Origin of the sequence: Frigoribacterium sp. NBH87 (genome assembly GCF_014217665.1) — a bacterium.
Lineage (GTDB): Bacteria > Actinomycetota > Actinomycetes > Actinomycetales > Microbacteriaceae > Frigoribacterium > Frigoribacterium endophyticum.
The window spans coordinates 1,544,056-1,564,954 of sequence record NZ_CP043650.1; the positions used below are offsets into that span (position 1 = coordinate 1,544,056).

The 20,899-nt window shown below is 71.8% G+C and carries 16 protein-coding genes and 1 pseudogene; 3 read left to right on the plus strand and 14 right to left on the minus strand.

Annotated features, from left to right (window positions below; translation table 11 throughout):
- Nucleotides 1-63 precede the first annotated feature (63 nt).
- Together F1C15_RS07085 and F1C15_RS07090 are read right to left on the minus strand one after the other, a co-directional pair.
- The gene (locus tag F1C15_RS07085; RefSeq protein WP_185233814.1) at nucleotides 64-477 is read right to left on the minus strand and encodes a hypothetical protein; all 414 of its coding nucleotides are present in this window, start codon (nucleotides 475-477) and stop codon (nucleotides 64-66) included.
- Between the two features lie 630 nt (nucleotides 478-1,107).
- Nucleotides 1,108-1,572: pseudogene (locus F1C15_RS07090) on the minus strand (ATP-dependent DNA helicase PcrA); the annotation flags it as partial.
- Between the two features lie 121 nt (nucleotides 1,573-1,693).
- Here F1C15_RS07090 and F1C15_RS07095 point away from each other — a divergent pair.
- The gene (locus F1C15_RS07095) at nucleotides 1,694-3,628 is read left to right on the plus strand and encodes a hypothetical protein (RefSeq protein WP_185233816.1); all 1,935 of its coding nucleotides are present in this window, start codon (nucleotides 1,694-1,696) and stop codon (nucleotides 3,626-3,628) included.
- Nucleotides 3,629-3,736: 108 nt separating this feature from the next.
- Here the strand turns inward: F1C15_RS07095 and F1C15_RS07100 are convergent, their stop codons facing one another.
- The 7 genes from F1C15_RS07100 to F1C15_RS07130 all read right to left on the minus strand — a co-directional run bounded on the left by F1C15_RS07100 (nucleotide 3,737) and on the right by F1C15_RS07130 (nucleotide 11,944).
- A complete protein-coding gene (locus F1C15_RS07100) occupies nucleotides 3,737-8,146 on the minus strand; it encodes an FtsK/SpoIIIE domain-containing protein (protein WP_185233818.1) in 4,410 nt (1,469 codons plus the stop codon).
- Nucleotides 8,143-8,784 (minus strand): hypothetical protein, encoded by a 642-nt coding sequence (locus tag F1C15_RS07105; protein ID WP_167260325.1) that lies wholly within the window; start codon nucleotides 8,782-8,784, stop codon nucleotides 8,143-8,145. The genes F1C15_RS07100 and F1C15_RS07105 overlap by 4 nt, the downstream gene beginning before the upstream one ends.
- A gap of 38 nt (nucleotides 8,785-8,822) precedes the next feature.
- Nucleotides 8,823-9,320, minus strand: coding sequence for a hypothetical protein (locus tag F1C15_RS07110; protein ID WP_185233820.1), 498 nt, complete (start codon nucleotides 9,318-9,320; stop codon nucleotides 8,823-8,825).
- A 167-nt stretch (nucleotides 9,321-9,487) separates the two neighbouring features.
- A complete protein-coding gene (locus F1C15_RS07115; RefSeq protein ID WP_185233822.1) occupies nucleotides 9,488-9,955 on the minus strand; it encodes a hypothetical protein in 468 nt (155 codons plus the stop codon).
- Nucleotides 9,956-10,002: 47 nt separating this feature from the next.
- Nucleotides 10,003-11,226: a hypothetical protein gene (locus F1C15_RS07120; protein WP_185233824.1), complete on the minus strand. Its 1,224-nt coding sequence runs from the start codon at nucleotides 11,224-11,226 to the stop codon at nucleotides 10,003-10,005.
- 47 nt (nucleotides 11,227-11,273) lie between these two features.
- Nucleotides 11,274-11,576, minus strand: a complete 303-nt coding sequence (locus F1C15_RS07125) for a hypothetical protein (protein ID WP_185233826.1) — start codon at nucleotides 11,574-11,576, stop codon at nucleotides 11,274-11,276.
- 74 nt (nucleotides 11,577-11,650) lie between these two features.
- Entirely contained in the window at nucleotides 11,651-11,944 is a 294-nt protein-coding gene (locus tag F1C15_RS07130) for a WXG100 family type VII secretion target (RefSeq protein WP_056057240.1), read from the minus strand.
- A gap of 99 nt (nucleotides 11,945-12,043) precedes the next feature.
- Here F1C15_RS07130 and F1C15_RS07135 point away from each other — a divergent pair, with 99 nt between their 5' ends.
- The gene (locus F1C15_RS07135; RefSeq protein ID WP_185233828.1) at nucleotides 12,044-12,763 is read left to right on the plus strand and encodes an FHA domain-containing protein; all 720 of its coding nucleotides are present in this window, start codon (nucleotides 12,044-12,046) and stop codon (nucleotides 12,761-12,763) included.
- 79 nt (nucleotides 12,764-12,842) lie between these two features.
- Here the strand turns inward: F1C15_RS07135 and F1C15_RS07140 are convergent, their stop codons facing one another.
- Together F1C15_RS07140 and F1C15_RS07145 are read right to left on the minus strand one after the other, a co-directional pair.
- Nucleotides 12,843-15,266, minus strand: coding sequence for an ATP-dependent helicase (locus tag F1C15_RS07140; protein WP_185233830.1), 2,424 nt, complete (start codon nucleotides 15,264-15,266; stop codon nucleotides 12,843-12,845).
- A 58-nt stretch (nucleotides 15,267-15,324) separates the two neighbouring features.
- Entirely contained in the window at nucleotides 15,325-16,347 is a 1,023-nt protein-coding gene (locus tag F1C15_RS07145) for a glycerophosphodiester phosphodiesterase family protein (protein ID WP_255465540.1), read from the minus strand.
- 275 nt (nucleotides 16,348-16,622) lie between these two features.
- Between F1C15_RS07145 and F1C15_RS07150 the strand changes: the two genes are divergently transcribed.
- Nucleotides 16,623-17,456, plus strand: coding sequence for a Bax inhibitor-1/YccA family protein (locus F1C15_RS07150; RefSeq protein ID WP_056057249.1), 834 nt, complete (start codon nucleotides 16,623-16,625; stop codon nucleotides 17,454-17,456).
- A gap of 486 nt (nucleotides 17,457-17,942) precedes the next feature.
- Here F1C15_RS07150 and guaA read toward each other — a convergent pair whose 3' ends face one another.
- The 3 genes from guaA to F1C15_RS07165 form a co-directional block, all read right to left on the minus strand.
- Complete coding sequence (guaA, locus tag F1C15_RS07155; protein WP_185233834.1) at nucleotides 17,943-19,529, minus strand: glutamine-hydrolyzing GMP synthase; 1,587 nt, start codon at nucleotides 19,527-19,529, stop codon at nucleotides 17,943-17,945.
- Nucleotides 19,526-19,969: a DUF3817 domain-containing protein gene (locus F1C15_RS07160; RefSeq protein WP_185233836.1), complete on the minus strand. Its 444-nt coding sequence runs from the start codon at nucleotides 19,967-19,969 to the stop codon at nucleotides 19,526-19,528. The genes guaA and F1C15_RS07160 overlap by 4 nt, the downstream gene beginning before the upstream one ends.
- 88 nt (nucleotides 19,970-20,057) lie before the next feature.
- Nucleotides 20,058-20,885 carry an SURF1 family protein gene (locus F1C15_RS07165; RefSeq protein WP_162240275.1) on the minus strand — a complete coding sequence of 276 codons (828 nt, stop codon included), beginning with the start codon at nucleotides 20,883-20,885 and terminating at the stop codon, nucleotides 20,058-20,060.
- Nucleotides 20,886-20,899: the final 14 nt, after the last annotated feature.

Here is a 20,899-nt window from a genome sequence, read left to right on the forward strand (position 1 = left end):
TGAGGTTCCCGAATGGCTAGAAGCGAGAAGGGGGGGAGGGCAGAACCCTCCCGCCCCGAGGTCCTACCGGCCGTAGTAGGACTTCGCTGACCCCTTGCCGTAGGTGTGGTTCGCGACGAACCACGGCGACGTGGCCTGCGTGCCGCTCGTGCCCCACTGACGACCCGAGCTGGTGAGAACCGTGCTGCCGCTCTCCATCCGAGCAGTCGTGTAGTGGCGCACGCCTACCCACGTCGTCCAGCCCTTCGCGCGCTTGTTCGTGTACCCGTTGACGACCTTCTCTTCAGATGCACCCCGGTGGTTCACCGCGGTCACCGCCGCCGATCTGCCACCGATCTCAGGGCCGGATGAGGTCGAGAACGAACCGGTGTTCTCATCCCACCCACCCAGCTCAGCCGCGCCGGCAACACCAGCCGGCAGAGCTACGGCACCGACAACGAGCGCCGCGACGGCTATCGACATCTTCATTTTCTTCATTTCGATCCTCACCATTGACTGCGAAGAAGGGCAATGGGGCTCCTTGCATACGACTGATGTCGTGCAGCAAGTGACGCCGAACGCCCAGTCGAACCCCAGCGGAAAGTCCGCTTCCCAGCGGCATCCTGCCAGTATTGACATGTTCCACACAAGAACTGGGCGGTATTCATATCGGCAGCCTGACGACGACGGCCTGGCCAGCGAGCGCTGGCGAGCCACGAGGAGGCCTGCCTGATGCGGCAGCTCGGGCGTGCCGCGCCCTACGGCGAGGAGACCACCTTGGAGGAGAGCCAGCAGAACGCCAGGAACGAAGCCGTCGCCGGCGAGACTCGGCTGCCTAGCGAACGGTTCGACAAACGGCCTCTACTCGACCAGCGCGCTCTGCCGCATAGCCAAGCTTGCAGACCCAGGCGCGCCCCTAGACAGGATCCCTCTAGCCGCAAGCTACAGCCATGTGGCCGAAGACCTGGTCGAGGCATCAGCTCGTGGTCCACTGCACGTGAAGGGGCTCGACGTCGTCGACGAAATGCAGATCTTCGTCGGAGGGCGCAGCCATGAGTGGAACCCCGCTAGGTGTCCGGCGCACACCCACGAGAGGGCTTTCATCCATTTCGCGGTTGTCTGTCATCGCTAGACCAACTTCTCGATCGGCGCGACCTTGATCAGCAGCTTCTTGCGGCCGGCCGTGTCGAACAGCACCTCGGCGATGCGGCGGGCACCGACGCCGGTGATGGCCATGACGCGCCCCTCACCGAAGTCGACGTGCGAGATGCGGTCACCCTGCTCGAGCTCGAGGTCGCCGTTGTCGCGCACGGTGCCGGTGACCCGGTTCGACCACTCCGTCTTCGGCTTGGTCTTGGCCGCCGCGGTCGCGCGGTCGTAGCTGCCGCCGCCGTAGCCGCCGCTGGCGCGCGGGGTCGAGCCGAGACGGTCGCCCGCACCGCCCTCGCGACGCGCGTTGAGCGCCCTCGGCTGCGTGCCTCCTCGGCTGTCGGCCATGCCGGGCGACTGCTTCCAGTCGATCAGCTCGACCGGGATCTCTTGCAGGTACCGCGACGGCATCGCCACGTTCACCTCGCCGAACTGGGCCCGCGTCGCGATCGAGACAGCGTCGACGGGTAGGGCCCGTCCTCCCCCGCGACGCCCCCCGCCTCGTCGTCCACAGGAAGAAAAGGTCGTCCCTCATCCGCCGCGACACCTTCGCCAGGGTCATCGCATGACCTCATCGCACCGCCCTCCCAGGCCACCTCGTCCTGCTCTCCTCACGGCCCTCCTGATCGTCCTCGCCCTCGTGGCCGGGCCGCTCTGGCTCGCGGCGCCCGCCACGGCCGTCACGGGCGCGGGCCTCGGCACCGGCCACCTCTGGCGCGGCGACGGCGTCTCGTACCTCGGCACCTACCGACTCGACGACGGGCGTCAGGCCTTCTGCCTCGAGGCCGGCAAGTCGTCGCCCGTCGGCAACCACTACGACACGGAGACCGGCTCGGAGGTGGTCGGCGTCTCGACCGCCGACCACGCTCGCCTGGCCTACATCGCCCGCACCTGGGGCGACACCACCGACGCCGACACGGCCGCTGCGGGGCAGCTCGCGGTGTGGACGATCACGGGGCTGAACGGGCACACCCAGCGGTACTACGCGGGGCGCGCCAACGAGCGCTGGCCGATCGTGCTCGACCGGGCCAACGAGATGCTGGCCGAGGCGACGGCCGCAGCGTCGACCTCCGTCACGGCGTCGACCTCCGTCGAGCTCCGCGACGACGGCACGGGCACCCTCCGCTCCGACCTGTCCGTCGACCGGGTCGGCGGCGGGCCCGAGCTGCTCACGCCGCAGCACGACGGCACCGTCGCCCTCACGGGCGGGGCGTTCGCCGACGGCTCGACGACGGCGGTCGTCCAGAACGGCGTCGACCTCGACTTCCGCGCGACCGGCGACCTCGCCCAGGTCGAGGTGTCGGCCGACACGCGCTTCGACGGGCTGCCCTATGGGCGCATCGTCACGGCCGGAACGAGCCCGGCCGGCTCGCAGCGCATCCTCTTCTCCGGCGGCACCAGCGTCGAGGCCTCGGGCGCGGCGAGCGCCGAGGCCCTCTCGCCGCTGCCCTTCCGCCCCCGGGTAGAGACCCGCACCAGCGACGTCGTCGCCGAGCCCGGCACGACGGTCACCGACCAGCTCACCGTCGACGTGCTGCCGGGCGAGGGGCTCCTCTCGGAGTGGGGCCGCCACGACGTCGCGGGCACGTGGCAGCCCGTCCCCGTCACCGTGCGCAGCCGCCTCCTCGGCCCCTTCCGGGAGCCCGTCGCGCGCGCCGACGACTGGCCCTCCGACGCGCCCGTCGTCTGCGACGTGAGCGTCGTCGTCGACGAGGGCCCCGGCACCTACACGACGCCGGGCTGCGAGCTGCCGAGCGGCGGCTGGTTCACGTGGGTGGAGACGATCGACCCCTCCGACACCCCGGTCGACGCGGGCCGGGACCGCGTGCAGGGCTGGCGCTCTCCCTTCGGCACCGCCTCCGAGACGACCTTCGTCCCGTGGGCGCCCGAGGTCTCCACCACCGTCGTGGGGGCCGACCAGGTCGAGCCCGGCGCTTGCGTCAGCGACGAGCTGACCGTCACCGAGTGGAACGGCCAGGCGCCGGAGGCGCGGGTCGACACCGTTCTCGTCGGTCCATTCCCCGAGGCCCTCGCCGCCGGTCACGACCTCGGCCCGATCGCGGAGATCGACGAGGCCCTGCTCGCCGGCCGGGCCAGCACCACGGTGAGCGGCGACGGCACCTACGAGTCGCCGTGCCTCCCGGTGGAGCGCGAGGGCCACTACGTGTTCCTGTTCACGTCGGAGGGCTCCGTGCCTGACGCCGACGGCGTCCAGGTGGTGCCCGCGTTCGCCGACACGACCGTGCACCTCGCGGAGTCGTTCAGCGTGGTGGCCCCCGAGGTCCCCGAGCTCCCCGCCGAGACGCCCGCGCCGGCGACGGCACCGGCGGGGCTGGCGTTCACCGGGGCGGACGGCAGCCTGCAGGCGGGTGCGGCGGCGCTGGGCGTGACGCTGGCCGGGGCCGTGATGCTCGTGGCCTCCGTGGCGCTCCACGTCCGTCGTCGCCGACGTGGCCACGGAGACACCGCCGAGGAGCTGCCGGTGTCGAGCGCCCCCTGACGTCCTCACGGCGCACCCGCGGGACCGCAGGCCTCCTGGCCTGCGGTCCCGCGGTCCCGCGGGTCGGCGGGTCTGCGGGCCCAGGCCTGGCCGCTCCGCCCGGGAACGTCAGCCGCGGGGCACCGTCACGGGCACGGTGACGCCGTCGCCGAGGTGCACGTGGGCCCGCCCCGGTCGGGAGCGAGCTGACGTGGCGCTGCGGGCCAGCTGTGCCCCGACGAGCTCCCCGTCCGAGGTCGCCCTCGGGCTGAGCACCGCGCCGCAGCGGTTCCGGCGGAGGTCGGCGTGCCAGCCCATGAAGCCGACGCCGAGGTCCGCGGCCGACCCCGCGGCCACCAGGGCACCGGGCCCGTCGGCGCACGAGCGCACGAAGTCGGCGAGCCACGCCGCCGCCGGGGCGTCCTTGACGAGCTCGGCGTCGTCGACGACCAGCACCCGCCCTTCCGGTGCCTCGTCGCCGAGGACGGCGTCCAGCTCGTCGGAGCGGAGGTCGGGGCCGCGCAGCACGGCCACCACCCCGGGCAGCCCGTTCAGGTCCCGGAGCGGTGACGACCGCGGTGTGACGACGACCACCTCGAGCCCCTGGGCGAGGAGGGACCGCACCATGCTGACCAGGACGGTGCTGCGTCCGCTCCGTGGCGGGCCGCCGACGACGAACGTGCCCGGAGCGTCGGCGAGGCGCGGGCCGACCGGCACGAGGTCGTCGCCGCCGATCCCCACCATCGCGAAGGCGCTGCCGAGGGCAGCGGGATCGTGACGTGACCACGCGCCGTCGAAGGTCAGGTCGCCCTCCAGCCGGTCGAGCCGGAACGGCCTGCGGCCGGGCGGCACGGCGAGGTCACGGCGGACGGCCTCGCCCGCCGCCTCGCGGAGGGCCTCGGCCTGGGCGCTGCCCGACGGGTCGGCACCGACCACCGCCACCTGGGTCTCCGCGCCGCTGACGGTGTCCGCTCCGCGCCCAGGGCCGGGCTCGTCGGGCATCGACCTGGGGTCGAGGCCTGCGAGGCCGTAGTCGGCGCGGTCGGCCATGCGCAGGACGAGCTTGCGCTCGACGAGCGTCGCCATCCTGCCGCTGACGAGGAGCCGGTCCCCCGTCACGACGAGGTGCACGCCGACGGCCGCCCCCTCGCGCAGCAGGAGCGTGACGAGCTCCACCGGCTCGCCGAGGTCGAGGTCGCCGAGGCTGGCGACGAAGCCCTCCCAGGGGTCGATCATCAGCACGACGTGGGGCAGGCGGTCCTCCTCCGGGGCGGCCCGGCGCTGCTCCGTGACGCTGGCCCAGCTGCCGGCGGCGAGCACCGTCTGCCGCCGGAGCGTCTCCTCCACGAGGCGTGCCAGCAGGCGGCGCGCCCGCTCGACCTCCGTGCGGCGCACGACGGCGCCGGTGTGCGGCGCCGACGCGAGCGGGAGCAGCGCCCCGCTGCCGCAGTCGATGCCGTAGAGGTGTACGTCGGCGCTCGAGGTGTGGCGGACGACCGACGCCGCCAGGGTCCGCAGCACCTGCGACCTCCCGCTCCGGGCGGCGCCCGCGACGAACAGGTGCCCGTCGACGTCGAGGTCGAGTGCTGCTGTCCGCCGGGCCTGTTCCCGAGGGTGGTCCTCCAGCCCGAACGGCAGTCGCGCCAGGGTGCGGGGAGGCCCGCCCCCTCCGGCCTCCGGCCCGACGAGGTGCTCCAGCTCGACGAGGGGAGGCAGGGCGTCCAGCCAGGGCCGGTGCGGCGACTGCCCGCCGCGGAGCGCCTCGGCCTCCACCACGGCGGCGACGAACTGGACCAGGTCGGTCGTCTCGTGGTCCTCGACGGCGGCGGTCGCGGGCGGACGGGGCTCCGGCCCGGCCGCCCCGTCCCACGACAGCCGGGCCGACCAGGTGCCGTCCGGTCGGGACTCGCGCTCGGCGCGGCCGCCGACACGCCCGGCCTGGAACGGCACGAGCGCCCCCGCGCCGAGGCGCACCAGGGCGCGCCCCGGTGCGGACCGGGGGATGCGGGAGGCGTCGGCGGCGTCGATGACGTCGGTGCTCTCGCCGGCGTCCGTGACGCGCAGGGCGATGCGCAGGTTGGTGTTGGCCCTGATCTCGGACGACACCACTCCCGACGGTCGCTGCGTCGCGAGCACGAGGTGGATGCCGAGGGAGCGCCCCCGCTGGGCGACGTTCACGAGCCCGGTGACGAAGTCGGGCAGTTCCCGGGCGAGGCTCGCGAACTCGTCGATGACGATGAGGAGGCGGGGCAGGGTCGGGAGCGTTCCGCCCTCGGACCGGCGACGCGCCTCCTCGTAGTCCTCCAGGTCCTTGGCCTCGGCGAGCGCGAGCAGCTGCTCCCGACGGTGGAGCTCGGCGCCCAGGCTCGTCAGCGCCCGCTGGACGAGGTGCGGATCGAGATCGGTGACCATGCCCACGGTGTGGGGCAGCGGGCCGCAGTCGCGGAACGCGGCGCCGCCCTTGTAGTCCACGAGCACGAAGGTCATGGAGTCGGGGGCGTTGGAGGCGGCGAGCGAGGCGACGACGCTCTGCAGCAGCTCCGACTTGCCCGAGCCCGTCGTGCCGGCGACGAGGGCGTGGGGTCCGTCCCGCCTCAGGTCGATCGAGAAGGGACCGTCGACGCCCTCGCCGAGCAGCACCTCGGTGCTGGGCGCCCTCTCGGCCCAGCGCGCGAGGACGGCCCTGCCGCTGGGGCGGTCGAGGCCGAGCACGTCGAGGAGGCGGGAGGACGTCGGCAGTCCGCCGGCGTCGCCTCCGTCGTCGACGTCGACGACGGGGGCGAGCGCCCGCGCGACGGAGTCGTGCCAGCCGACGGGCAGGGCGTCGACCCGCACGTGCTGGACGTCGGCCTCGCGGTGGGCGGAGAGCTCGTGGGCGCTGCGCCCGGCCTGCACGACCGTGACGCACTCCTCGGGCAGTGACCGTCGGTCGGCGTCGAGGCAGAGGGCGACGACCCCGACGCCCGGTCCGTCGCGGAGCACCGTGACGAGGCCCGGCAGCGCCCGGAGCCGGCGTGACCCGTCGACGACGACGAGCACGTCGGGGGCGTCCAGCACGGCGCCGCTCGACTCCCGGCGAGCCCGCTGTCGCGCGTCGACGACGGCGGCCAGCTCGGTGAGCCTCCGGGCGACGGACTCGGAGTCGTTGCCGAGGCGGACGCGGCTGTCCGCGCCTCCCTCGTCGGGGCGGGCGTGGGGCACCCAGGCGAGCCAGCCCCAGTGCTCCTCGGCGTCGCGGTCCGTCAGCACGACGACCGCGAGGTCTCGAGGGCTCTGGAGGACGCAGAGCTGGGCCACCATCCACGCGGCGAGCGCCCGGCGTTCGGGGGTGCGCCCGTGCAGCCCCACGACACCCCGGTCGGCGAGCGCCACGGTGACGGGCACGGCCCGCGCGGGGCTGGCGACGGTGCGTCGGTGCTCCAGCAGGTCAGGGTCGTCGAGGGTGACGCCGGAGGGCAGGTCGGCGACGCCGATCCGCACGGTCAGGTGGTCGGGGTCGTCCCGGCGCCGTTCCCAGAGCCGGGCGCGACGCCGGACGGCCAGATCGAGGAGCGTCGCGGCGTCCGGGCAGCTGGACCGCAGCTCGTCCTGCCGACGCACGACCGCCTCCGCGGCGTCGGCGGCCACCGCCTGGCGGGTGGCCGCGTGCGACGCGAGGGCCTCGCGGTGCGTCACCCGGCCGTTGCGCCGGTCGTACAGGTAGTTGCCGACGAGGATCACCGGCGAGAGCAGGCCGAAGACGAGGAAGGTCGGGTTGTCGAGCACCAGCACCATGACGCCGCCCATGACGAGCGGGGCGGCGGCGGCGACGATCGGCAGGGGGCGCCGAGGGGGCGCCTGCGGCTGCGCCGGGTACCGGAAGGCGGTCGTGGGGGGCTCAGGCAGGAGTCGCGGTGGGCGTGCGTGCTCCAGTCGCCCTCCGCCCTCGGCGAGGCCGATCGCGGCGGAGGCCGTCCCGGCGTCCGCGACGCCCAGCAGCACCTCCCCCAGCTCGACCACCGACGACGGCGTGAGCGCCACCGTCGTCGTCAGCGGCACGCCGTCGACGGTGACGGGCGGGACGTCGGCGTCGTCGCAGGCCACGGGAGTGATCGAGAAGCGCGATGCTCCGTCGAGCTGGACGAGGGCCGCGACCGGGGCGACTCCTCGCGCGGCGAGACGGACCGTCGCCTCGGGCGCCGATCCGACCACGACGGTGCCGGGGTCGACGTGGAAGACCGTGCCGGCCCCGGGGCCGCCCACGATGCGGATGCTGGGCAGGTCGGGCGGCAGTGCGGCGACGCCGGGAGGACCGCCGATCGTGAGGACGCAGCCCTCGAGCACCGTTCCCTCGGCGATGCGCGCGCTCTCGGCGACGCGGGCGCCGTCGACCGTGACGGCGGTGCCAAGAGCTGCGGCATCCGGACCGTCGGCGCGGATGCCGACCAGCGGTGCAGCCTGTGCGACGAGCTCCCCCACCGTGGTGTCGGGCGAGGTCTCGAACACGACGTCGGCCGAGGCGCCCGTCACTCCGTCGCGGACGGTGACCGTGAGCCTCACGTCGCCCTGACGACGCTGATGCCGTCGACGAAGGCTCGCGCCACCGGCACCTTCACGGGGACGAACTCGGGCGGGCCGACGTCGCACGTGACCCGGAGGTCGAACGGCCCCGAGCGGAACGCGAAGATGCTGGTGACCGTGATGCCGCCGTCCAGCTCGGCGTAGCGCAGCCCGTAGACACCGAGGCCGAGGGAGTCGGTGGTCACGTCCTCGAGGACGGGTGGCTCGATCCCCGGCAAGTCGCTCTCGAGGACGAGCTCGCGGAGGGTCGCCTCCCGGTCACCGTAGACGAGGCCGAACTGGATCCGGAGCAGGCTGAGCTCGCTGCTCAGCGAGGGCAGGTACATGAACTTGAGCTCGTTGGGCGTCTGCCAGGTCGCGAGCCGGTCGAGCACCTTGACGAGCCACTTCTTGCCGGCCCGGGTCGGGGCCGCCGTCCGGGCGACGACGTCACGGACGGTGGCGGCGATCCACGACCTGGCGGTGTCGTGCCCCTGGTGGGGCCATCGGGCGGGCAGGGCGATCCAGAGCCCGGGGTCGTGCTCGACGAGCACCTCCCACCCGTCGGCGGTGCGGGGATCGAGGCCGTCGTCGCCCGTCGGCTGGATGTCGTCGGAGGTGAGTTCGTGGTGCGTCATGCCTGTTCCTTCTCGAGAGGGGCGGGCGGGTGCGCCCGTCATGTCGTGGGTCGATCGGTGATGACGCGCCCCTGGTCGTCGAGCCAGCGAACGGTGGTCATCATCGCGTCGAAGAGCTCGACCAGCGCGTCGGCCACCGCCTGGGCCTCGTCCTCAGAGGTGTCGGGTGAGGCGCCACCCTCGAGCTGGGCCACCATGACCGCGAACGAGATCAGCACGTCGTCGTCGCCGGGAACGCAGCTGATGACCGTCTTGGCGCGGAGGACCCGCATGCCACCTGTCACAGGCCGCTCGACGCCTGACGAGACCGACGAGACGCAGATGGCAGGCTCTCCTCCGATCAAGAGCGACTGCCTGCCTCTCGCCCCTGCGAACGATTCGCGAGGTCCTGCACGCTGCCCCGCATCCTCGACGGCCACAGACGTGACGACGATGCTGAGGCTGACCCCGCAACCCGGTACCGGGCCTGCCGTGACGTAGGTGTCGAGGACACGCCCCAGACCGGCCAGCTCCTCGAGAGAAGTCGTCGCGCTCACGCCCGAGTGTGAGATTCCTGGACCGTCGCGCTCGTCAGCGCCCTCCCGGACGAGCTGGAGGATGTCCTGCAGGTGGACGGCGCCAGGAAGACGGATCACGGCTGGTGGGACTGCAAGGCGGTACGACCTTGCGCTGACAAGCGATCCTCGGGAGACGTACGAGCTCGTCATGCCGGTGCTCCCTCCGGAGGGCTGTCAGGGTGGGCTGAGTCGCTGACGCCACGGAGCAGATGGCTCGTCGCGATGATCACGACAGCGAGCACGAGGCTGACCCAGATCGTGCCTTTCACGAGCGTCGTGAGCAGGTCCGGTCCGGGACCGGCTGCCGAGAAGACGTGACTGATCGCGATGGAAGGTGCCGTCGACAGCACCCATCCCAAGGCCGAGAGATACGGACGGAGGAGGTGGATGTGCCGGGCTGGACGGCGGACGTACCTCACCAAGACCGCGGTCTGCCAGGCGTTGCCCACGACGAACAGCAGCCCCAGGACCATCGAGGGCAGGACGCCGAGAGTGACCTGAGCGAGCGGATCCTCTCCTGCGGTCTCCGCCATGACCATCCTGAAACGTGTCGTGAGGATGACGATGACACCGAGGACGAGGTTCCACGCGACGGCGACCCGGACGATCGCCACGGACCTGCGGAGCGAGGGATCGTCCGGACGATCGACCGATGCCCGCGTCACCATGCGGTTCCGTTCTCGATGCGGAGGGTGGTGGCGTCGCGGAGGTCACCGAGGAGGGGGTCCAGCCACCCCGTCGAAGCATCGACCGCCCTTGCTGCGGTCACCCCGGCACTCGCGGCCCGGAGGGCCGTCCCTGCGACGAGTAGACGATCGAGTCTCGCCACAGTCTCGGCTCCGGCCCTCGCTAGTGCAGCGGTGGACTCGATGCTCCAGGTAGAGAGTCGTCCGAGTTCGGGGTCACCGAGACCGCGCATGCGTCCTCGCAGGTCGAGGGGACCGTCCATGATGCCTCGGTGTTCACCGTTGACGGCTTCCACGGCTGTGCTCAGCGGCACGCCCCCACGCTGCAGTTCCGCGACGCGTTCGAAGGCCACCTTGGCGACCGAGGTCTTCGCCGCGGCCTTGAGGGCCGCGCCCCCCACCCCGAACGTGGCGAGTGACACGATGCTGATCCCCAGCTCCATGAGGCTTCCCGTGCCTGCCGCCGCCCGAGCCGCCTCGGTCGCTGTCGACGCGAGCATCGTCGCCGTGGCCACGACGCCGATCCACGCCGTGAACGGGCAGAGGAAGGACGCCAGCATGAGGACCAGACCGATGTAGCCCAGCGCTTCGGTCAGCAACTGGATCCACGCGTCGTTCTCTTCCATCCACTGCTGGAAGGATTCGTAGGCGGCGCTGGCGACGCCCCGGACGTCATCCCACCAAGAGTCGACGAGACCGTCGGAGGTGACGTCGTCGAAGCGGGCGATCGCTGCCTCCGCGGCGACGTCGAGGGCGGCTACAGCGGCGTCGACCTTCCGACCCTGGGTCACGACACGGCCGCCCGCCTCGTCCTCACGGAGGCGCTGGACCCGAGCCAGCTCGTCGTAGTCTCGTTGCGCTTCCTCGGAGGTCGCCACGAGAGCCATGCCCTCGTACTTCTCCGCGAGCTTCGCGGCTGCGTCTCGGTCTGCCACCGCGGCCTCGTGCTCTCGCGCCGCGGGGCCAGCCTCCTCCTGGGCCTGCCGCAACGCGACGGCGTAGGCGTGGAGGGCTTCCCCTGCTCCGGCGTAGCGCGCGTGGGCTGCTTCGAGCTGCTCGGCCACGGTGCCCGATCGGTCGAGGAATGCGTCGATGGCATCGCTCTGAGCCCCCTCGGAGTCGAGCTGCCGGAGGGCTCGCGCTGCCGTCGCGATCACCTCAGCGGTCTGGCGGAGACGCGCTGCGGCGAAGAGGACCATCGCCGGATCGCCCGGGACGCTCGCCGCCGAGAACGGACCATCGACCCTCACGACGTCGCCTCGTCACCGGCGAAGGTTGCGGCGAGCCCCTCATCGGCTTCCGCGAAGCCCTCGGCGATCGACGTGGCCGAGGTGCCGAGGCCGCCGATGGAGTCCGCGAGCTCGCGGCGAGTGTCGTTCCAGCTGGTCGAGAACGACTCCACGCGACCGGAGAGGCGGGCGTGGCCGAGGTGCTCGGGCGAACACGCCACCGAGTCGGCAGCCTCGAAAGCGGACCGGACGCCTGCCAAGGTCGTGGTGAGTCGCCCGAGCGCCTCGGCGTCGAACGACAGGGATGATCTGGGGGTCATGCGTGCTCCTGAGCGAGGTGGCCGCGCCGTCGCCGGCACGGCCACCGGGGTGGTCAGCGGTCAGCGGTCAGCGGTCAGCGGAGGCTGGCGGCCAGCTGCTCGTCGGCCGCCTGCAGGGTCTCGGCCGCGTTCTCGAGGAACCGCGCCATGCTGTCCAGGGCAGCGATGGTCGTGCTCGCACCGGTGCTGAACTCGCCGTACGTGGTCGCGAACGCCTTCGAGGAGCTGTCGGTCACGTAGCCCGAGGCCACCAGGTTGTCGATCTGCCCCTTGAGGCGTGAGAGCTGCTCCTCGATCGACGCCTGCCCGGTGCGCAGGTGGGTCGCCTGCGTGCGCAGGTCGTCGTAGGTCACGGTCACGTTGGCCATGGGGTCTCCTGTCTCGTCGAGCCGTCAGGAATGACGACTGCCATGAATATTCCACATGAGACAGACTGGTCGCACCACTTTCCACAGAATGGACGAGAGATGACCAGAAGAAGGAGCCTGGGGAGGCGCGGGGCACCACCCGAGGGCCCGATCGTCGTCGACGCCGCGGCCGTCGCTGCGCTGCGCGACCAGGGCCTGCTGTCACGGGTGCAGACGCTGCCTCCGCCGCCTCCCGAGGGTCTGGTCACAGCCGTTCCCGCGGCGGCCGCCGTCATCCCGCCAGGCCCCGCCGTGCCCCCTCCCCGACGGCACGTGCCCTCGCCCGCGCCCGCCGACCTCGACGACCCCGAAGGCCTCGACGACCTCGACGACCTCGACGACCTCGACGTGACGGTCCTCCGTCCGCGCTCCTACGAGCTCGTCCTCCCCGACGGCGAGGCCGTCCCTGTCGACCGCGACGGCGTCGTCGTGGGCCGACGCCCGCGACACGCCGCGCCGCCACCCGGCGTCTCGACCACCGCCGACGTGGCTGCCACAGCCCCCGCAGCAGCCCTCACCACCGCGCCAGCTCCCCCGGCGTCGATCACCGTCACGGACGAGACGCGTCAGCTGTCGCGCGCCCACTTCCGTGTCTGGGCCGACGACGCAGGGGCCGTGGTGATCGACGACCTCCACTCCGCGAACGGCACGACGCTCCTCCGCCCCGACGGCGGGCCGGTCACGGTCGAGCCCGGGGTCGGCGTGCAGCTGACGCCCGCCGACACGATCGTCGTGGGCGACCACCGCTTCACGCTGCGGCGGTCACGCCCCGCCCCGTGACGACGAACCACGTCGTCGCACCCGAACCACGCCGCGGCGTGGTTCCCGTGCGAGAACGTGGTGCGTGGCGGGGAAACCGCTAGATCTTCTCGATCGGCGCGACCTTGATCAGCAGCTTCTTGCGGCCGGCCGTGTCGAACAGCACCTCGGCGATGCGGCGGGCACCGACGCCGGTGACGGCCATGACGCGCCCCTCACCGAAGTCGACGTGCGAGATGCGGTCACCCTGCTCGAGCTCGAGGTCGCCGTTGTCGCGCACGGTGCCGGTGACCCGGTTCGACCACTCCGTCTTCGGCTTGGTCTTGGCCGCCGCGGTCGCGCGGTCGTAGCTGCCGCCGCCGTAGCCGCCGCTGGCGCGCGGGGTCGAGCCGAGACGGTCGCCCGCACCGCCCTCGCGACGCGCGTTGAGCGCCCGCGGCTGCGTGCCTCCTCGGCTGTTGGCCATGCCGGGCGACTGCTTCCAGTCGATCAGCTCGACCGGGATCTCTTGCAGGTACCGCGACGGCATCGCCACGTTCACCTCGCCGAACTGCGCCCGCGTCATCGCCAGCGAGAGGAAGAGGTGCTTACGGGCACGCGTGATGCCGACGTAGAACAGCCGTCGCTCCTCCGCGGGGCCGCCGGGCTCGCTCGCCGACATGCGGTGCGGCAGCAGGTCTTCTTCGACGCCGGTGAGGAAGACGGCCTCGTACTCGAGGCCCTTCGCCGTGTGCAGCGTCATCAGCGACACGGTGCCGATCGTGTCGTCGAGGTCGTCGGCCGCGGCGACCAGGGTCACCTCGGTGAGGAAGTCGAGCAGGGTGCCGTCGGGGTTGTTGCGCTGGAACTCCTTCGTCACCGCCACGAGCTCGTCGATGTTCTCGGCGCGGGCCTCGTCTTGCGGGTCTTGCGACGCCCGCAGCGCCTCGATGATGCCGCTGCCCTCGATGAGCGTGGTGAGGATCTCGTGCACCGGCGCCGTCGCGGCCGTGGCCTGCACGCCGTCGAGCAGCTGGCCGAGGCCCGTGATCGCCCCGGTCACCTTCGGGCCGAGACCCAGCTGGTCGGCGTTGCGCAGCGCCTCGCGCAGCGGCGCCTCGTGCTGGTCGGCCCAGCGCTGCATCGCCGTCTCGGTCGCCGGCCCGATGCCGCGCTTCGGCACGTTCATGATGCGGCGCAGCGCCATCGGGTCGAGCGGGTTCGCGACGGTGATCAGGTACGCCATGGCGTCCTTGATCTCGGCGCGCTCGTAGAACTTCGTGCCGCCGAGCACCCGGTACGGGATGGCCGAACGGATGAAGATCTCCTCGAGCGCTCGGGTCTGCGAGTTGGTGCGGTAGAACACGGCCATGTCTTTGTAGGCCATGCCGCCCTCGCGCAGCGTCGCGATCTCGTCGGCGACGAACTGGGCCTCGTCGTGCCCGGTGTAGCCCGTGAACCCGGTGATCTTCTCGCCCGCACCGACCGTCGTGAAGAGGTTCTTCGCCTGGCGGTCGAAGTTGTTCGAGATGACGGCGTTGGCCGCGTCGAGGATGTTCTGGGTCGAGCGGTAGTTCTGCTCGAGCAGGATGACCTTCGAGTGGGGGAAGTCGCGCTCGAACTCGACGATGTTGCGGATGTCGGCGCCGCGGAAGGCGTAGATCGACTGGTCGGAGTCGCCGACCACGGTGAGGGAGGCGCCGGGGATCCGCCCGCTGCCGTCGCGCATCGACTGCACGTACTGACCGCCGCGCTCGAGGTCGTCGACGATCTCGGGGTCGACCGGCCGCGTCAGCTCGCGGATCAGCGCGTACTGCGCGTGGTTCGTGTCTTGGTACTCGTCGACGAGGATGTGCCGGAACCGCCGCTGGTAGAGCGCGGCCACGTGCGGGAAGGCCCGGAAGAGGAAGACCGTCTGCGCGATCAGGTCGTCGAAGTCGAACGCGTTCGCCCGCTGCAGCTCGCGCGTGTACTGCCGGAAGATCTCGAGGAACATCACGTCTTGCGGGTCGCCCGCGTTGATCTGCCGCGAGTAGGTCTCGACGTCGGTCAGCTCGTTCTTCAGCTTCGAGATCTTGCCCGACGCCTGGCTGACCGTGAAGCCGAGCGAGTCGGCGTCCAGCTCTTTCAGGATGCGCTTCAGCAGCGCCCGGGAGTCCGCCGAGTCGTAGATGGTGAAGCTCTTCGTGAAGCCGAACTGCTCGGCTTCGCGCCGGAGGATGCGCACGCAGGCGCTGTGGAACGTGCTGATCCACATTCCCTCGCCGGCCTGGCCGACGAGGTGGCCGACCCGCTCGCGCATCTCGGCCGCGGCCTTGTTCGTGAAGGTGATGGCGAGGATCTGGCTCGGCCAGGCCTCGCGCGACGCGATGAGCCCGGCGATGCGCCGGGTCAGCACGCTCGTCTTGCCCGAGCCGGCACCGGCCACGATCAGCAGCGACTGCCCGCGGTACTCGACCGCTTCTTTCTGCTGGGGGTTCAGCCCCGCGGTCAGAGGGTCGCCGGAACCGCCGGCAGCGTCAGAGGGCTCGAGCACGATCGTCATGGCGGGCCCAGTCTAGGCGGGGCCCCCGACACCGGGCAGGGGGCCGCCCAGCGCCTCCTCAGAGCCCGTCGCGCACCGCGATCGCGAGGTCCGGCTGGTCGGCGAAGACCCCGTCGACGCCGAGCTCCATCAGCGCCTGGAACTCCGACTCGTAGTCGCCCGTCGCGGCCTTCCCGCCGGCCTGGCGGTTCGCCTTCGCGAGGAAGTGGTTCTCGATGCGGAGCGTCCAGGTGAAGACCTCGAGGCCCGCCGCGTGTGAGCGGTCGACGACCCGCGACTCCGTCGTGCCGTCCGGGGCGACCAGGGTCGACTTGTCGAGCGAGACGCCGTGCAGCCCAGCCGCGGCGAAGCCCGCCAGCGAGGCCTCGTCGAGCTGGTCGACGTAGGGCGTCGCCGCCGAGCCGTCGCGGGCGACGAGGTCGGCCGCGGCGCCCGCCTTCTCGAGCAGGTAGACCTGCCGGCCGCCGACCCCCCGCTCGCGCAGCTGGCCGAGCACCGTCTGCTCGAAGCTCTCGACGGTGAGGCGCGGGTCGTCCGTCCAGCCGGCGGCGGCGAGCTCGGCGGCGAGCAGCTCGTCGAGCGGCAGCCCGATCGAGGCGAACCACGTCGCGTGCTTGACCTCGGCCACGAGCCCGACCGGGCGGTCGGCCCCGTCGAGGATCGCGAGGAGGTCGCTGAGGCGCTGCACGCGCCCCTCCCCGTCGTGCGCGGCGCTGCCGGGCCGGAGCTGCGGCAGGCGTTCGCGCACCCGGAGGGTCGACAGCTCGGGCCAGGTGAAGTCCTCAGTGAACCAGCCCTCGACGACCCGGTCCTCGATCTCCTTGGTCGTGCGGCGGTCGGCGAACTCGGGCCGGTCGGCCACGTCGGTCGTTCCCGAGACCTCGTTCTCGTGCCGGAGCACGAGAACGCCGTCGCGCGTCGCGACGAGGTCGGGCTCGATCGCGTCCGCGCCGAGCTCGACGGCCAGGCGGTAGGCGGCCTCGCCGTGCTCGGGGCGGTAGCCGCTCGCGCCGCGGTGGGCGATCACGAGGGGCGCGGCGGCGCGCGAGGAGTCGGTGGTCGAGGAGGCGGGGGAGGTCACGTCGGCCACGCTAACCGCCCCCGCCCGGCCGACGCCCCCGTGGGCCCGACGAGCGCCCCCATCCGTGCAGACAGTGCACGTTCGCCCGTCGCGAATGTGGCTCTCATCAGGCAGATCCCCAGCCCGTGCCCGGCCGACACGCGTTAGCCTTTCCCCACGGCGACACGGGTGGACGAGAGCGAGCCCGCGCCGGGCCACGTGGCCCGGCGGCGACCCGGCAGCACCACTCCGGGTCACCACGTCACCGTCGACAACGCGATCAGAAGAGGAACCCCTTGGCATTCTCGAATCCCGGCTTCAGTCAGTCGCCGGCCTTCTCGGAGAAGGGCGGGCCCGTCATCCGCCAGCAGCAGGCCGACGCCCGCACCGTCGCCTACGACGGCATGACGGCCGAACAGCTGCAGGAGCTCTACACGAAGCCCGCGGCCGGCCCCGACCAGACCGACCGCATGACCTACGAAGACACGATCACGAAGACGCTGATCGCGTTCGCCGTGGTCGTCGTCGGCGCGGCCGTCGGCTGGTTCATCCCCGCCCTGGCCTTCGTGGGCGCGATCGCCGGCTTCGTGCTGGCCCTCGTCAACATCTTCAAGAAGAAGCCGTCGCCCGGCCTCGTGCTCGCCTACTCGGCCGCGCAGGGCCTGTTCGTCGGTGGCATCTCGAGCATCTTCGAGGCCCAGTGGGACGGCATCGTCACCCAGGCCCTGATCGGCACCGTCTCGGTCTTCGTCGTCACGCTGCTGCTCTTCAAGAGCGGCAAGGTGCGCGAGTCGGCCCGGGCCACCAAGGTCTTCATGATCGCGATGATCGGCTACGCCGTCTTCTCGCTGCTCAACGTGGGCCTGATGCTCTTCGGCGCCAACACCAACCCGTGGGGCCTGCGCGGCGCCGAGATCTTCGGCATCCCGCTCGGCTTCATCATCGGCATCCTGGTCGTCGTCATGGCGGCCTACTCGCTGGTGCTCGACTTCACGCAGGTGAAGACGGGCGTCGAGCGCGGCGCCCCCCGCATCTACGGCTGGTCGGCCGCCTTCGGCATCGTCATGACCGTGATCTGGCTCTACGTCGAGATCCTGCGCATGCTCGCGATCCTGCGGGGCAACGACTAGCCGACACGGCTGCACCACATCGAGCGGGGCTCGTTCCGAGAGGGGCGGGCCCCGCTCCTGCGTTCGGGGAGGAGCCGCCCGTGCCGTTCGTGGGCACGCGGCTGCGGTCGGGGCCGAGGCCGGGGACTGGCACCCAGTTCTCGCACGGGAACCCTGCCGCGGCGGGGTTCGTGTGCGAGAACGGGGTTCGGGATGGGACGGGGGTGGGCGGGACGGGTGCGACCCTGGAGTGCGTGAGCCTGGATGGCTGGGGCGGGCGTGGCCTATGCCGTCGTAGGTACCGGGTGGGGACGCTACTGGGTGGGCACCGGGGGCGGGGGCGCCCCCGGAATGACCGGGGCTGAACGCTTCGCGTTCAGAGCGGCTCGGTCGGGCGTGGCCTATGCCGTCGTAGGTACCGGGTGGGGACGCTACTGGGTGGGCACCGGGGGCGGGGGCGCCCCCGGAATGACCGGGGCTGAACGCTTCGCGTTCAGACCGCCCCGGTCATTCCCATTCGATGGTTCCCGGGGGCTTGCTGGTGACGTCGAGCACTACTCGGTTGACGCCGTCGACCTCGTTCGTGATGCGGTTCGAGATCTTGGCGAGCACGTCGTAGGGCAGGCGCGTCCAGTCCGCCGTCATGGCGTCCTCGGACGAGACGGGGCGCAGCACGATCGGGTGACCGTACGTGCGGCCGTCGCCCTGAACGCCGACCGAGCGGACGTCGGCGAGGAGCACGACCGGGCACTGCCAGATCTCCTCGTCGAGGCCGGCCGCGGTGAGCTCGGCGCGGGCGATCGCGTCGGCCTTCCGCAGCAGCTCGAGTCGCTCGTGCGTGACCTCGCCGATGATGCGGATGCCGAGGCCGGGCCCGGGGAAGGGCTGACGGCCGACGATGACCTCGGGCAGGCCGAGCTCGCGGCCGATGGCGCGCACCTCGTCCTTGAAGAGGGTGCGCAGCGGCTCGACGAGCTCGAACTGCAGGTCCTCCGGCAGGCCGCCCACGTTGTGGTGGCTCTTGATGTTCGCCGTGCCCGTGCCGCCGCCGCTCTCGACCACGTCGGGGTAGAGCGTGCCCTGGACGAGGAACTTCACCGTCGCGTCGCCCTCGGCCGCAGCCTCGAGCACGAGCGCCTCGGCGGCGCCCTCGAAGCTGCGGATGAACTCGCGGCCGATGATCTTGCGCTTCTGCTCCGGGTCGGTCACGCCGGCCAGCGCGTCGAGGAACTGCTGCTCCGCGTCGACCGTCACGAGGCGGACGCCCGTCGAGGCGACGTAGTCCTCCTCCACCTGGCGACGCTCGTCGGCTCGCAGCAGGCCGTGGTCGACGAAGACGCAGACGAGCTGGTCGCCGACGGCCTCGTGCACGAGGGCGGCCGCGACGGCCGAGTCGACACCGCCGGAGAGGCCGCAGATGACGCGCGACGAGCCGACCTGCTCGCGAATGCGGGCCACCTGCTCGGCGATGACGTTGCCGCTGTTCCAGTCGGCGGGGATGCCGGCGGCGCGGTGGAGGAAGTTCTCGAGCACGGCCTGGCCGAACGACGAGTGCTTGACCTCGGGGTGCCACTGCACGCCGTAGAGCCTGCGGGCGTCGCTCGAGAAGGCGGCGACGGGGGTCGCGGCGCTCGAGGCGAGCACGTCGAAGCCCTCGGGGGCCTTCGAGACCGAGTCGCCGTGGCTCATCCACGTCGTCTGCGAGGTCGGCTGCCCCGAGAGCAGGGTGCTCTCACCGGCGGCGAGGGTCACGTCGGTGGCGCCGTACTCGCGCTGGCCCGTCTGCGCGACCTCGCCGCCGAGGGCCTTCGCCATCGCCTGGAAGCCGTAGCAGATGCCCAGCACGGGCACGTCGAGCTCGAGGATCGCCGGGTCGAGGGCGGGCGCGCCCTCTTCGTAGACGCTGGACGGGCCGCCGCTCAGCACGATGCCGACCGGGTTCTTGGCCGCGATCTCGGCGGCGGTGATCGTGTGCGGCACGATCTCGGAGTAGACGTTGGCCTCACGCACCCGTCGGGCGATCAGCTGCGCGTACTGCGCACCGAAATCGACGACGAGGACGGGGCTCTGCGCCGTCTCGGTGGCTTCTGTCACGCGGGGGCTCCCTGGGTCTTCGGGGTGGGCTCGGCGACCAGCTCCGCGTGCTCACGCAGGGCCAGCTTGGTCATGTGGCTCTCGACGAAGAACGAGAGGAAGGGCACGACACCGCCGAGCGCGATGATGATGAACCGCGAGAACGGCCAGCGCATCAGGCTCCAGAGGCGGAAGTCGGCGAAGAGGTAGACGACGTAGAGCCAACCGTGGGCGATCAGGATGGCCGTCGAGAGGTTGAAGCCCTCGGTGATGCTGTCTTTCGGGACGAGGAAGCCGCCCTGCCCGCCGAGCTGCATCTCGAGCTGCAGCGGCGTGTACTTGAACACCATCTCGAAGACGAGCAGCAGCAGCATCACGCCCGTGACGTAGGCGGAGATCTTGTAGAACTGCACGGCACCCGGGATCTTCGGGATGTCGCGTTGCCGGGGCTTCAAGGGCATGGGGTCGATCCTACTCGGGGCGGGACGGGGGTCGAGCGCCGCTGCGGCGGGCGACCCGGAGGTCGGGAGGGGAGACGGGAGGAGCGGGTCAGGCGGCGACGTCGGCCGCCAGCCGCGCCTCCTCCGCCTCGTCGATCTCGCGCTCGAACGCGTCACGGACGAGGCGGAACCAGAGGAAGACGGCGAAGCCGGCGAACACGACCCACTCGATCGCGTAGAAGACGTTCAGCCAGTTCAGCGACACGTCGTCGACCGGCGCCGGGGAGTAGATGGCGTCGAGGCCGCCCCATGGCTCGGAGGCCACGACGTAGCCGGCGTAGACGTCGCCGCTGAAGTCGGACCACTCGTTGACGAGCGCCGCGACCGAGACGACCGTCTCACGGCCGTCCTGGTAGGCGCCGTCGGAGGGCGCGTCGCTCGGCGAGTACCGGCCGACCAGCGACACGTCGGAGCCGACCGGCACGGCGGCCTCGGCCGCGACGGCCTGGTCTTCGGTGGGGGCCCAGCCGACCGCGACCGCCACGGAGGCGCCGTCGGAGTCGTCGACCAGGCGGCCGATCAGCCACCAGCCCCGGTCGCCGTCGTTGACGCGGTCGCTGACGACGCGGAAGTCGTCGGCGTCGAACTGGCCGGTGACGCTGACCATCTGACCCCCGACGCGGTCGAAGAACGGGGACTGCGGCTCGACGGTGTCGGAGAGCACCTTGACGGTCTCGGTCTCGGGGTTGACGACCTTGCCGCTCTCGATGCTGCGCTCGATCTGCCAGTGGCCCAGCCAGGCGAAGATGCCCGCGATGACGAGCGCGAGCGCGAGCATGGCGATCCAGCGCGGCCGACGGGCCACCTGCCACATGGAGTCGGGGAGGTCGGAGCCGTCGGGAGCGCTCGTGACGGGATGGACCTCGAGGCGACTCACGGGGGCCATCGTAC